Annotated in this window: 12 protein-coding genes; all 12 read left to right on the top strand. The window is 36.9% G+C overall.

Translation table 11 applies throughout. The features are described from left to right. Positions 1 to 275 precede the first annotated feature (275 nt). The 12 genes from H4J70_RS19475 (at position 276) to H4J70_RS19420 (ending at position 13,938) form a co-directional block, all read left to right on the top strand. A complete protein-coding gene (locus H4J70_RS19475; RefSeq protein WP_182221672.1) occupies positions 276 to 662 on the top strand; it encodes a hypothetical protein in 387 nt (128 codons plus the stop codon). A 73-nt stretch (positions 663 to 735) separates the two neighbouring features. Further along, positions 736 to 1,497 carry an SAF domain-containing protein gene (locus H4J70_RS19470; RefSeq protein WP_182251743.1) on the top strand — a complete coding sequence of 254 codons (762 nt, stop codon included), beginning with the start codon at positions 736 to 738 and terminating at the stop codon, positions 1,495 to 1,497. Between the two features lie 37 nt (positions 1,498 to 1,534). Continuing rightward, entirely contained in the window at positions 1,535 to 2,857 is a 1,323-nt protein-coding gene (locus H4J70_RS19465) for a CpaF family protein (protein ID WP_182216391.1), read from the top strand. Between the two features lie 2 nt (positions 2,858 to 2,859). Then, complete coding sequence (locus H4J70_RS19460; RefSeq protein ID WP_259368090.1) at positions 2,860 to 3,729, top strand: type II secretion system F family protein; 870 nt, start codon at positions 2,860 to 2,862, stop codon at positions 3,727 to 3,729. Continuing rightward, positions 3,726 to 4,541, top strand: coding sequence for a type II secretion system F family protein (locus tag H4J70_RS19455; RefSeq protein WP_182251741.1), 816 nt, complete (start codon positions 3,726 to 3,728; stop codon positions 4,539 to 4,541). Before H4J70_RS19460 ends, H4J70_RS19455 begins: the two co-directional genes overlap by 4 nt. Before the next feature lie 48 nt (positions 4,542 to 4,589). Beyond that, on the top strand, positions 4,590 to 5,657 hold the full coding sequence (locus tag H4J70_RS19450) for a hypothetical protein (RefSeq protein ID WP_182251740.1): 1,068 nt from the start codon (positions 4,590 to 4,592) through the stop codon (positions 5,655 to 5,657). Between the two features lie 264 nt (positions 5,658 to 5,921). Next, positions 5,922 to 6,743: an EAL domain-containing protein gene (locus tag H4J70_RS19445; protein WP_259364963.1), complete on the top strand. Its 822-nt coding sequence runs from the start codon at positions 5,922 to 5,924 to the stop codon at positions 6,741 to 6,743. Between the two features lie 129 nt (positions 6,744 to 6,872). Beyond that, positions 6,873 to 7,208, top strand: coding sequence for an Hpt domain-containing protein (locus tag H4J70_RS19440; protein ID WP_182216398.1), 336 nt, complete (start codon positions 6,873 to 6,875; stop codon positions 7,206 to 7,208). A 12-nt stretch (positions 7,209 to 7,220) separates the two neighbouring features. Then, on the top strand, positions 7,221 to 8,627 hold the full coding sequence (locus H4J70_RS19435; protein ID WP_182251739.1) for a sigma-54 dependent transcriptional regulator: 1,407 nt from the start codon (positions 7,221 to 7,223) through the stop codon (positions 8,625 to 8,627). Between the two features lie 458 nt (positions 8,628 to 9,085). Continuing rightward, entirely contained in the window at positions 9,086 to 9,928 is an 843-nt protein-coding gene (locus H4J70_RS19430; RefSeq protein WP_182251738.1) for a phosphate/phosphite/phosphonate ABC transporter substrate-binding protein, read from the top strand. Positions 9,929 to 9,958: 30 nt separating this feature from the next. Further along, complete coding sequence (locus tag H4J70_RS19425) at positions 9,959 to 12,562, top strand: response regulator (protein ID WP_182251737.1); 2,604 nt, start codon at positions 9,959 to 9,961, stop codon at positions 12,560 to 12,562. A gap of 62 nt (positions 12,563 to 12,624) precedes the next feature. Continuing rightward, on the top strand, positions 12,625 to 13,938 hold the full coding sequence (locus tag H4J70_RS19420; protein ID WP_182251736.1) for an OprO/OprP family phosphate-selective porin: 1,314 nt from the start codon (positions 12,625 to 12,627) through the stop codon (positions 13,936 to 13,938). Positions 13,939 to 14,656: the final 718 nt, after the last annotated feature.

Below are 14,656 nucleotides of genomic sequence, written 5' to 3'. Positions count from 1 at the left end.
TTTTCTTTTTTGAATAGCTCAAATGAGGGTACGTAAATAAATAATACAATCTGATTTGCAAATTGCAAATCAGATTGTGAACTAAGCTTTTTAGCTAATAACCAATACAGTGATGATTTAATTTTAATTAAAATTTATTTTATTGTTTTATAAGGATTTATTTGGTTTTATTTTGGTTTGTTTAAAAGCTGGCACAGCAATCGCAATAGTCTATGTAAGCTCAAATAATTTGGGTTTATTAATTACTAACTTACACAACATTAAAGGTAAACATTATGAAAACTCTTATAAACAACAAACTAGGTAAGAAAAAACAAGGCGGATTTGTGATGACTTCAGAGTTGTTATTGTTATCGACTACGATAGTCATTGGCCTAGTCGTAGGTCTAAGTACGATGCGTGACGCTGTAACGGCTGAAATGGAAGATGTTGCTGAAGCAATTGGCTCACTAGACCAGAGCTACGCTTTTGATGGTATGAAAAATGGTGAAGGAACGTCAGAGATAAGTGGCTCTGGTTTTATTGATGCGGTTGATACAAATGCAGGTGATGGTCAGAAGTTTGAATTTATTAATACTGACTTTTCTGAATCTGCCGCCTCTATTAGTGGTACAGCGAGTACAGCTGCTGCTTCTGCTAGCAATACCGGCAGTTTGAACTAATCAGGCGTTTCACGGGCAGGTTCAGCCATTGCACCTGTCCAAAATATTCCTAACTTGATAAATGAGGTGACATATGAAAAGTAAATTAACCGGTAGTGCCACGGGTGCCATGATCCTCTTTGCAGCATCAAGTATGTTAGCTTCAGTGCTAGGACTTCGCCAGTTTGAAAATATGACAACGGAGCCGGCATGGATAGTCAGTAGTAATCTACAACCGGGTCAAGTACTGACTTCATCACTCCTTAAACAAGTGCGTATTGATGAAGACAATCTTGCAGGCACTATACAAAACCCCCGTCATTTGATGGGTAAAACATTAAAGGTTAGCAAGCGAGCAGGGAGTTCGATTTACCCAAGCGACTTGAAAACTAAAGAAAAGAAATCTTTATCTGAAGCTATTCCAGCTGGTCGTGTTTTGTTTACCCTAGAGCACATCCAAAAAGGTATGCCTTACGAGCAGTTGAGTGACGGTGACCGCTTTGATGTGGTTGTCAGAGGCAGGAATGGTGTAAGAACCGTTGCCCGTGATGTGCAGTTAATTGGTATTAACCACCCAGCTGCTAAAAAGACTGCAGACAGTGGTTTAAAAAATATGCTAATGCCAAAAAATAAGCAGGCAGGAATTACCTCTGGGGTGTCTCTAGTTGTGGCGATAAGACCGTCTGATGTATACCCATTAGCGAGTATCAAAGCCAGCGATTCGATAGCGATGATCTTTCACAGTGCACACGATAGGGCAAAAGGTACTCAATATAGTATTGACCCCAAACAACGTTATCGCAATATTGAAATGGTAGCAGGTATTCGTCGTTCAAGTGTGCAAGTGAACAATTAAAATGCCTTAACAAGGTATTAAGTAAAGGTAACACATCATGAATAACTCAAATAAAATTTTAGGATTTACTGCGCTAGACAAAGAGAATATAGAATCAGAGCGCTTTCGTGAGTTACGTCGTTTTTTACATAATCGCCTAATTGACGGTATGGAAGAGCAGAACATACATCTGTTAAAAGATACTTCGCAGGTTGAACGTCGCCTTGAACGATTGATTGAAGAAATACGTCCAAGATTAAATCCAGGTTTAAGCGTATATGAGAGACAAGCATTAACCCTGCAAATTATGCAAGAGTTAACGGGCTTGGGTCCAATTTCTGATTTAATGAAAGAACCTGGTGTTACCGATATTTTAATAAACGGTCCAGATGAAATTTGGGTTGATAGAAACGGACGATTAACAAAAACTAAGTTACGTTTTGATAACGAAAGTCATTTACGTCGCTTTTTGGACAGAGTGTTAAGTACTCAAGGTAGGCAGCTAGATGCACGTCAACCTATGGTAGATTCTCGCTTGCCTGATGGTAGTCGATTACATGCAGTGATCCCACCGCTTTGTGAGTCGGGACCAATCGTTTCAATTAGACGTTTTCATACCGAGGATTTGACTACTCAGCAACTAATTAATAGGGGGTTTCTAAGTAAAGCCATGATGGACTTCTTAGAACTTGCCGTATCAACAGGTATCAATATAGTAATAGCGGGTAGCGCAGGAGCAGGAAAAACCACTTTATTGAACGCTATATCAGGTTTTATCCCTACAACAGAGCGTATCGTAACCGTTGAAGAAACGGCTGAGCTTCAGCTAAAGCATCCCCACGTTATCTCACTCGAGTCTAGACATGTTAATAGCGAAGGCAGTGGTGCAATTAATCTTAGTGATTTAGTTAGAAATGCACTTCGCATGAGGGCTGACCGTATAGTGGTTGGTGAAGTCAGGGGGGTTGAAGTTTTGGATATGTTGCAAGCGATGAATGTTGGTCATGACGGTAGCTTAACTACCTTACATGCTAATAGCCCACATGATGTAATCAGCCGCATGGAAACACTTGCGTTAATGGGTGGAGGCTTTTCAAAAGAAGCTATTCAGCAGATGATTCGTTCTTCTCTACAATTAATTATTCAAGTTATGCGCTTCCAAGATGGCAGCCGCAGAGTCGTAAGCATTTGCGAGTTAGTTCATGGTGAAGATAAAGATGAAATTCGAGAGTTGTTTAGTTTTAAGCACGCAGCAAACAGTGAACCAGACCATATACATGGTAAGCATGTTGCAACAGGTAATAGTACTGAACTAGCGGCTAAGGTAGCAGTAAAAGGCTATAAAAGTGAACAATTCAATCGATTATTAAAGGTGGACTAGTGATGATAAATATAGAGTTTATCGGTTTATCCCTAAGTTTATTGGTAATGCTAATTATTGTATTGCATTGGTTTCGTGAATCTAAAAGGGGCAACGCCAATTTTTCATATGCTGTTAAGAGCAAACCTGATTCGTCATTGTATAATCATTTGCAAACGCTTAATTTGAATCTACCTCCAGCACTTGTTATTGCGGGTATAGCAATCGTTGCCTTCGCTATTTTTATGTTACTGCTTGAGATATTCCCCAAGCATATTCCTTTGGCGGCTATCGCAGGAATGGCGGTAACGGTGTTTTGCTTTAATAGCATCAGTGATATGGCGAAAATGAAAATAAAACGAGTAGAGAAAGGCTTAGCTGAAGCTATGGATATGATGAAAGCGGCTTTAACGAGTGGCCAGTCGCCTCACCAGGCTATTGCTTTAGCTGCACAGTCAGGTCAAGGAACTGTTAAACATCAACTAACAGAAATGTTAGGACGCTTGGATATGGGCTGTTCGCCAGAACAGGCTATTAATCATCTAACAACCAAATACAACTGTATTGCAACTCGACTATTTGCACAAGTTATTATTGCACGCTATCAATCAGGAAGTGATCTCACTTTTATGCTTGATTCTGTTAACCGCATTGTTCGAGATCGACAGCGTCACCAGTTACAAATTGACACTCACTTATCCGGTACTCGTTATGCTGCAATATTATGTGGTGTTTTACCCTATATATTGATTCCAATTTTACTATGGCAACAACCTGACTGGTTCAACACCTTATTAAAACATCCATCTGGACCAACATACTTGGGCGGGGCGCTATTTTTACAATTTACTGGTTATTTATGGTTACGTCGTATATCGAGGATAGAGCAATGAATACATTCAACTGGCTGGATTTACTTTTTTTGCTAATGTTAATTATTTTTCTCTACTTTTTAAAACAAAGTCTTACCAAAGAGAATAAATTGATTGATGATCCCTTTAATAAGTCCAAAAAAGCTTATTTAATTTATCCAAATAAATTGATCCGCCAATGTGGTATTTCAGTGGCTGGTTTCTGGCTATGGTACTGGTCAGTAAAGTGGTGCAGTGCTCTAGTACTAGTAATAATTGCTATTGAGTTGTCATTTGATTTATGGATTATTATCAGTGCGGGTATTGTGTCCTTTTTATTGATGGACATGTATCTACTCATAAACCGGAGTAATCGTCGACGTAGAATTAATCTGTCATTAGTTTTTTTTATCAATTTACTGATTGTTTTTTTGAAGTCAGGTTTATCGTTAAGCCAGGCATTTCGAAAAGCTGCTCAATTTGGCTTACAAAAAGACAACCCTTTGGCAGCAGAGCTTGAGTTAATTGCTTACGAGCTAGATGCTGGCCGTGATCGCACTGCAGCCTTTGATAATTTATCTATCAGGACTGGTGTAGAGGCGTTAAATAAATTATCGGTAATAATTAAGGCTGGGATTGAAGTAGGTAGCCCAGTTGGTGACGGATTACAATCATTAGCTGACTTTCTGAGGTTACAACAGGACCAACAACTAACAAGTAGAATTAACCGAAAAGCCCTCGAATCTACTTTGCCGATGGCAATGGTCTGCTTCCCGATGTTTTTTGTACTAGTATTTTTTCCTGCTGGACAGCAGATCAGCGAAATAATGAAATTGTTGGGTGATATCCTATAATTATAAGATATGCTGTTTTAGCGGTGCTAAATAATAAAAGGAAGTAAAATGATTGAAGTTAGATTGCCAAAAATAATGAAGGAAAATTCTCGATTAAAAAAACAAGCAGGTTTTGTTTTAACCATTGAGCTGATCCTGATTATTACTATTTTAGTTATAGGAAGCTTTGTTGGCATAGCTGCTGTTCGCAATGCATTATTTGAGCAAAAGGTTAAGCAACAAGACCGAACCGTGTTGGTGCTAGATAGCAATAGTCAGGTGTTAGGCGAAGTGATAAATTTTGACGAACATGATGCACCACAATTGTTTTTTATTGACCGTACCTCTACAGGCAGCTCAACAAATTACCGAGCCCTGATAGGCGTTCGTGATGACCGTTTCACCAGTAGAGAGCCAATTTATTACACTGAACTAAACTGCCAAGGCCCTCCTTGCATCAAGCCAACCAGTGCTGAGACTTTAGATAATACAGGCATTAGCCGTTTACCTAATACGGGTTCAGTGAGCTACTTTCAAGCATTGCAGGGCGCTCCTAATTACGCCATTGGTCGCTCACCTAATGGGCTGCCAGGATTTTTATATAAAGAAACCTTTGAAGCTTGCCCGATGCTAGAAATTATTGGGGGAATTGGTTCTCCTATTGGATCACGTTATATTTCACAAAAAGTGTTAACCGGTGAGCCATGCGAATCACCATTCATCTTACCTACTTCGCTGGGGCAACCGGCATTAACTTGCCAAGCATCTGAGGTTGATATTTCAATTAATAACGTAACAGATAATCTTCTTGAAAAAAAAATCAAATTGGGTATTTGTGATGCAGGCTGTGGCACTAATACACAATTGCAATGTAGTTGTCCATCTGGATATTATTCTGTTGCTGATGGCTCTGTCGATGGCCAGTGCTGCCCGACGGGTACAAATTATGACGACCCTTCATTTTGTAGCGGCTTGAGCCTGAAAAAAGCAGAATCTGTCATTAATATAAATGATCCTACTCAAAATGCGTTAGAGCAATTTACACCCCCTTTCCAGGTTAACTTACCAGTCTTAGGCGGTAGAGTTGATGGCGACCAATGGTACAACACTGCGCCAAAGGGTGAAGGCAATAACTGATAAAGGTTGTTAAGAAAAAGCAGGGAAGGATGTATAACTACATTCTTCCCTTTTTTTTACAAATGGCAATTTGGTAATCAGTCTTAGTAATTTGATTTGCATTTTGCAACTATCAGTATTTAATAAATGTAAATACTAGTGGTTATGTTTTATTAGGTTTTATTTTTCAGTGGCTTATGTGTTTTTTTTGGTTTGGGGTTTACGTTGGTCTACGAATTGCTTTGTTAGTACTATCGACTCAAAGTAAATTAGGAATGAAATAATATGAATATGTCACTTTCACCAATAGATACACTTGAAACAACAATTGTTCACACGCCATCAAAGTTAGATGACTTGACTTGCATTATTGAAGACGCATTACAAAATCAGCACTTCTCTATGGTTTATCAACCACTTTTTTGTATGCAAAATAGTAAATTAACAGGTTTTGAAGCTTTGGTTAGATGTCACTCTCCTCAGTTCGGGTTTATTTCTCCTGATAAGTTTATTCCACATGCCGAGAAAAATGGTCAGATTATTGAACTGGGAAGTTGGATATTTAAACAAGTACTGTTGGATCTTAAACGTTATCTTCAATATGGTTTAAAAGATATTACCGTTTCAATTAATGTATCTGCTGTTCAGATAGCAAATACTGATATTTTTGAGCAAATTATGACCTTAGTGGATAAACTAGAAATACCTACACGTTGTATTAAATTGGAGTTGACTGAAACTGCACTGATCCAAAATCCCAAAGTTATCGCTAAGGTTTTTGACGCCTTTCAAAAAGAAGGGATCGAAATATGGGTAGATGACTTTGGAACTGGTTTTGCTTCTTTAAGTTTACTAAGAGAATTCAAAGTTAATGGTTTGAAAATAGATAAAAGCTTCGTTGATGGTATCGCGACATGTAACGAAGATTTTACTCTATGTAGTGCAATCGTAGCAATGGCACAACGACTAGGCATGCATATTGTGGCTGAAGGTATTGAAGATGAAGTGCAACTGCAAATACTTAACCAATTAGGTTGTGATACTGCGCAAGGCTACTTACTAGGACGTCCAGCATCATTTGAAGATAATTTACGCCGTTGGAGTTAAAACAATATTCATAGGTAGTTTAGATGATGAATATTAAGATTTGTCTAATTTGCAATTTGCAACGCATTTTGTAATAGTGTTTAAATAGTGAGCAGATTTTTAATCAGTGAGTAGAGTATGAGCTGTTTAATGGATGAAAAGGTCATTCAACAAATGATCGAAGATTTAGATGAACTAACTTGTCATAAATTGATTGGTTTGTTTATAGACGAGATGACCATGTCTTTAGTCGATTTAGAAAATGCATTTATCTCGATGGATTTGAAGAAAATTGAAGAAGTGACACATAAACTTAAAAACTCGGCAGCACTTTATGGGGCTATGACTGTAGCAACAATGGCCAGTGAAATAAATGATAGGTTATGCTCAACCTCAAGGCTCTTTAGGGATACAGATAACCAGCTATTAGATTTGATCAAACAAACTCTGAAACTGTATAACAACAAATATGGCAAAGAATTTTAGTAAGGGAATAATATGTCTAAAAATTCACAAAAAACCTTGGTTTATATTGTAGAAGACAGTGTATCAAGTGGAGCCCTTTACAGTTCTCAACTTGAAAGTATAGGTTATGAAACTAGGCATTTTGTAGATGGTTATTCTGCCTTAGCCGCGATTAAAGAAAAAATGCCCAGTGTTATTATTCAAGATGTTTGCTTACCAGATATTAGCGGTTTAGATGTACTGCAATTTGTCAAGCGTCAGAAGTCACCTGCACGGGTTATTATTATCACTTCTAATAGTTCTATTGAAGTAGCTGTTGATGCTATGCGCTTGGGCGGTTTTGACTTTATAGAGAAGCCGTTTACTAGAGAAAGAATGGTGACTTCGGTTTATGATGCAATAAAGCAGATTAATCTGGAAACAGAACCCCCTGCAGTTGAAGATGAAGTTTCAGATCAACCAGATACGAGTTTTCTTGGTGAATCATTAGCGATGAAAACTGTTTTTCGCTTGCTAGATAGTGCTGCTCGTAGCAAGGCAAGCGTATTTGTCACCGGTGAAAGTGGAACAGGTAAAGAGGTTTGTGCTCAGTACTTACATAACACCAGTGCTCGGAAAAATGGTCCCGTGATTGCAATTAACTGTGCGGCGATACCAAAAGATTTATTTGAATCAGAGTTTTTTGGTCATATGAAAGGCTCTTTTAGTGGCGCTCTGGCCGATAGAAAAGGAGCTGTAGAGGTCGCTAATGGTGGAACGCTATTTCTAGACGAAATTTGTGAAATGGATTTAAATTTACAATCTAAGTTACTTCGATTTTTGCAAACAGGTACATTTAGTCGTGTTGGTAGTAGTGACGTAATACAAAGTGATGTTAGGGTTGTTTGTGCAACTAATCGTAATCCAGCAGCCGAAGTTGGCGAAGGTCGCTTTAGAGAAGATTTATATTATAGATTAAATGTTATTCCAGTTCAGTTACCTGCTTTAAGGGATAGAGGTCCAGATATTTTATTGTTGGCTAACGCTATTTTATTGGATAAAAATGAAGCTAATGATAAAGGATTTCAACAATTTTCATCAGATGTTCAGACATTATTTATGAAGTATGACTGGCCGGGTAATATTCGAGAATTGCAAAATGTGATTGAGAATATGGTCGTAATCAATACTGGTACTGAGATTACAATTGACATGTTACCAGAGAGTTTCGGACAAACTAACCTTCAAGTTACAACTACACCAAGTGTAATTAAATCAGAAACCAAGGCAAGTACTTCTGTTGGCCCTACCAGTATTCAAGAGATTGTTCCCATGTGGATAGTTGAAAAAAACACTATAGAAAAGGCAATCGAAGTTTGTGATGGTAACATCCCGCTGGCCGCCGCACACCTAGGCGTAAGTGCGTCAACAATTTATAGAAAAATGAAAAACTGGGACTAGTTGCCCAGCTTTGTTAACCTGCTAATTTTGGGACTTTACTAAGTAATAAAAACTGGTAAGTTGTAGTCCTATATATGATTGTACTATGGGTAATATTTGAGTTTAATCGAGCCATAGATAACTTAACAAATAGCCGTTGAGTAGTGAAACTCTTAAATCTAAAATATAATTTTTAGTGAAGTCATATTCAGTTAGTTCAAGATACTTGTAATATATTTATATAATCTTTAAATAAAATGTATCAATTAATTTATATATTCTTAAATGCAAAGCAATTTGACTTGCATATTGCGAATCAAATTGCATGTTCAATAATTCCCATCAAATTACACTGAGTGAATAAGTATAAAAAATATTATTTATCAATAATTTAAGTTTTTTTTTGATATTGTTAAATGCTGGAGTATTTCTTGCTTTTGTTAAGTGCATGAACAAATTTAAAAAGCATAGGTGAATAGATGAAGATATTAATTCAATTTTTAGCAATAATTTATATTACATGTTTTATTGGCTTTGCTAGTGCGGATACAGCTGAGGTTGTTGAAGCTAAGCCTCTAGTATTTGGGATAGTTCCGCAGCAATCAGCAGCTAAGTTAGCTCGTAACTGGGTTCCGTTACTTAAACTGATCAGTAAGAACACAGGTATTGAACTCAAATTTGCGACAGCTCCCGATATTCCAACGTTTGAAAAGCGATTAATTGCAGGTGACTATGATATTGCGTATATGAACCCATACCACTACGCTGTATTAAGTAAGGAAGAAGGCTTTAAAGCACTTGTACATGAACTAGGGAAAAAAATTAAAGGCATTTTAGTTACTAATAAAAATAGTGAAATTAACAAGATCGAAGACTTATCGATGCAAACAATTGCTTTTCCAGCGCCAGCATCTTTTGCCGCCACATTGATCCCCAAGGCAAACTTAGCACAGAAAAACATTAACGTTCAAAGTAAATACGTTAATTCACACGATGCTGTATATCGCAATGTTGCCATGGGCCGTTTGGTAGCAGGCGGCGGAATAATACGCACGTTTAATGCATTACCAGAGCGCTTTCGAAAACAATTAAAAATCATCTGGACATCAGACGGTTATACACCACACGCAATTGCTACTCATCCGCGGGTTACTGAAGATACTCGACAAAAACTACTTCGTAGTTTTTTAGATATTAAAAATTCTGATGCTAGTGTGAAATTACTAGTGCCACTAAGAATGAAAGGTTTTACACAAGCAAACGATCAAGAGTGGAATGATGTTCGTAGTTTAGATATTAATCTTCTACTTGGTAAAAATTAAAAAGCTTACTTTTTGGCTCAGGGAATTTCTATGTCATTTCGAGTTAAAACAATATTATTCATAGGCATTACAGAAACTCTATTTTTGTTATTGTTACTTTGGCAATCTCTAGCATATCTTGAGCAATCAGGTGAAGAGGCTTTATATAAAAGAGCCAGTGAGACCTCTCATTTATTTAGCTTACTCGCTAAAAATGCAGTGATCTCATCAGATATTGCTGCATTGGACGAAATTACACAGCAAATAGCTGTGCTCGGAGGTGTTCAATATATTCGTGTATTAGACAGTGACGGTATTCTTGCACAAGCTGGAGATACAAGTAGTTTAGAGGATGGCTTTTTCGAAGATACTCTAATTTACCAGCTAGATGACCGTATATTTGATACGCAGGTTTTAGTAATGGAGTCAGGAACTGAATTTGCCAAAGTACAAGTAGGTTTACCCGTTGACCCCTTATTGTTATTTATAAGTGAAGCGCGCTATCGTTTATTTGGTATTGCTTTAGCTGAATTGGTAATGGTTGGCCTGATTTCGCTAATACTTGGTAGTTACTTAACCAAAGGTTTACTTGTTTTACAAAAAGTAGCACTTGCTGTAACAAAAGGTGATATGTCGTCCAGGGCGGATACAGAATCAAAAGATGAACTTGGTGTCACTGCAAAAGCGTTTAATGTGATGTTAGATAAGATTAATGATGATCAGAAGAAACTTAATGAAAACGCTATTAATCTCACCAAAGCAAAACAAACAGCAGAGAATGCATCCCAAGCTAAATCTAGATTTTTATCACAAATGAGCCATGAAATACGCTCACCAATGAATGCAGTGTTAGGTGCAGTTAATCTAATATCGGAAAAAATTAAAGAGCCCCCTGAGCATATTCGGTTGCTAAAAACAGCGCAAAGTAGTGGCAGAGCACTATTAGAGGTTGTTAATGACATACTTGATTTTTCTAAAATTGAGGCAGGTCACATGTCACTAAAATATAGTGAAGTAGAACTCTTACCTTTACTTGAAGATGTATTGAATTGCGCCGAAGCTAAAATAGCTAATCGAGACTTAACAATATTGGGTGATGTTGCACCAGGGACTGTTGAGCGAGTTATTACTGATGCAACACGTTTACGTCAGATACTGACTATTTTAGTCGATAATGCCTGTAATTTTACTCCCCGTGGGATTGTTTTGGTGACTATCCAACGAATCCAAATAGCAGATGGTAAAGATACACTGCAGTTGAATGTAAAAGACTCTGGTATAGGGATTAGAGAAAAATATTTAAATCAAATATTCGAAGAATTTGAACAGGTTGATTCGACATTAGAGGCAAATTCCAGCGGCACTGGATTAGGCTTAAATATAGCCAAAGGGCTTATTACCTTAATGGGGGGATCAATTACTGTTAGTAGTAAATTAAATCAGGGCAGCGATTTTTGTTTTACGATGCCCGTAGAGTTTGTTGAAGATAAAACAATAGATAAACATCAATTTGAAGGCCCAATGGTACTTGTTTCGGATAATCAAAGTTTACAGGAAGTTTTTGCTAATAAAATTAAACAAATAGGGGGCACTTTCTTCGGCTTTAGCAATGTAGATATGTTACGTGAGCAGGCAACGCCGCAATTATTAAGTAAAAAATCGGTGTGGCTAATAGAGGATGGAGCGACTGTTAACAACAGCAATAAGATTTGGTTAGACTCGCTTGGTATTAATGTTCACTGTATTTCTAGCTTAGGTGAAACTTTGTCAAGTTCATACCTAGGCTTTAATCGTATAAATAAACCACTACTCTTTAACAATATATGTTCTTTGAACGATAAAAACAATACATTTTCAGTGACGAAATCTCAATTAACTTATAGTGCTCATAATGATAAAAAAAATATTTTATTAGTTGATGATATGGAAGCTAATCGATTTATTGCGGGTGAAACATTAAAGAATCGTGGCTACCAAGTTGTTTTTGCATGTAATGGTTTTGATGCGCTCGATATTTTAGAAACACAAGTTTTTGATGTTATTCTAATGGATATTCGTATGCCAAAAATGAATGGAATAGTCACAGTAGAACATTTAAAAGCAAGCGGTGGTATTAATAAAGACACCCCAGTAATTGCGATGACAGCAAACGCAGAAAAATCTGAAATGGCGAGATGTAAAGCTGCAGGAATGGAAGGCTTTGTCGGTAAGCCTTTCGATACACAAGTGCTAATCGAAAGTATTAATCATTGTATCTACAGCACCGAAACACAAGAAAAAAGCAAAGCTAATAGCCCTTTAAATGAAGATGAAGTGTTGTCAGAAAGCGTACTTAAAACCTTGGCAGAGGATTTGTCCGAAGTCGCAGTTTTAACTTTGGTCAACCTATTTATTATTGATATTGAAGAACGAGTGCAGATGATAGAAACCTCGTTAGAGAAGTCGGATATTGAAGCACTTGGGGATCATGCCCATGCCTTAAAAAGCTCTGCGGGTTCATTAGGGGCAACGGCCATGTATAATTTTTGTAAAAGATTAGAACAAGCCAGTTTAGAAAAAAAACTTATGGAAGCTGAAGTTATATGCAAAGAACTAAAGTCTATTAGTGAGTTAACGCTCAAAACATATATCGACTTTAGCGCAAAATATGTATAGGTCTTTCATTTTATCATTAGATATAAATAGATTTTAATATTCAAACCGTATTTGGAGAAATCATGAAAAAAGCATTAGTGTTAAGTTTAAGTATGCTGCTAGCAACACCGGTTAGTGCGCAATCAGAGCTGGCAATGTTACTTGAGGTTTTAAAAAATAACGGCACCATAAGTATCGAACAATATCAGCGCTTAATGGCTGAACAACAAGATGAAAAACCAAAAAATCAAGCACTACCTCTGGTTAAAAAACGGATTAAAAATCAGTCCGAAGTTTTAGTTGAAAATGGTTTAAAAGTGAGCAGTGCTGACAAGAAATTTTCTACACATTTTGGTGGGCGTGTAGAAGCACACGCAGCTTGGTATAGTAGTGATGATTTTGATTTAGCTGATGGTTCGGCTATTCGTCGAGCTCGACTATTTTTAAAGGGTACCCTATATAACGACTGGCAATATAAATTGGATTATGATTTTGTAGCTGGAGGCTCTAAAGGCATAAAAGATGCTTTCCTAGGATATAAAGTTAATAATTCAGTTCAATTAATTGCGGGTAACTATAAAGTGCCATTCTCGTTAGAGTTCCAGGCCAGTTCTCATGCAAATACATTTATCGAACGTTCACTTGCTTTTGCATTATCACCAGGTAGGCACTTGGGGGCAGGCGTAAATATTTTTAAGGATAATTGGTCTGTGCAAGCTGGCGTTTTTGGTAACAAAATACATCTAAGTAGTGAAGGTCAAGATGAAGAGACTCTCATTGCAGGACGATTTGTCTGGTTACCCATTAAGAAAGATGATTATTTTGTTCATATAGGTATCGCGGGTTTGTACTCTAATAATGGTGATAATGACACATTAAGACTTAAATCTAATCCGGAAAGTTATGTTGCTAATACTCAGTTAGTTGATACGGGGGGCATTAAAGAGGTTGAAGATTACTCGCAAGTAGGATTCGAACTCGCTTTTAACTACAATCGGTTTAATGTTCAGAGTGAATATATACAAAGCTCAGTAAAGACAGGTCCAGAAAGCTTAGACTTTAGTAGTTGGTATATTCAATCGAGTTTATTTTTAACCAATGACCGACGAGCGTACAAAAAAGGTAAGTTTGGTATCGTGAAACCGCAAAGTATTCTTGGCCAAGATGGTAGCGGAGCATGGGAACTTGCTATGCGTTACAGTGAAATAGACTTAAGTTACGGTAGTGTTATTGGTGGCGTTGAAAGAAATATGACGCTAGCATTAAATTTATATGCGACACCTGAAATACGCTTTACTGCAGAATACTTAAAAGTGTTGGAAGTTAGTAAAAATAATCCAGCGACAGACCATGCAAGCGTGGATATTGGCCAAGTAAGAATGGAGTGGGTATTTTAAGTCGGATGAAAAATAAAATTGAATGTAGATTGGATCGCTCCAAGAGGCCAATAATCTGGACTTGTGTGACTTTAAGAGGTCTAACAGCTTATATATCTCAACTAATATATCTCGCCGTGGGTTAATAATAACTATTGAGAAGTAATGCTATTCAAAATTTCTCTATAAAAGTTTAATCCTTTATTCCTGCATCATAAATTTCATCATCAATAATGGTGTTAGGGATCTCCGAGACCTGCTCTCCAATATCGTTAACATTGATAGATGGATAGTCCACACATTCTTCTAACATTTAGAAAGCATCCTGAATGTTTTGATACTTGGTTTCAAAAGAATTAATAAGACACTCATGTTAAATAGCTAAATATATGACAAATATATTTTAACATTTATGGAGTCCTCACCGATAAGTGAATTAATAAGACACTCATGTTAAAAAACTAAATAGATGACAAAAGAATTAATAAGACACTCATGTTAAATAGCTAAATATATGACAAATATATTTTAACATTTATGGAGTCCTCACCGATAAGTGATATTTTGACAATATATTCATGTATTAAAGAAAGATGTAGTCAATTTGCTCCCATAATAACAATTTTTTGGCAAGGCTATTTCTCCAAAATCATGGCTTTATAATTCACACCTGTTTTAATGTTTTCAAGCAAAGAGTTTATTGCAATGGCTTAAGTTATGTCGTCGCTTTAATTGCTGA

This window comes from Colwellia sp. BRX8-9 (assembly GCF_014077245.1).
GTDB lineage: Bacteria > Pseudomonadota > Gammaproteobacteria > Enterobacterales > Alteromonadaceae > Colwellia_A.
This window is presented reverse-complemented; position numbering and strand designations above follow the sequence as displayed.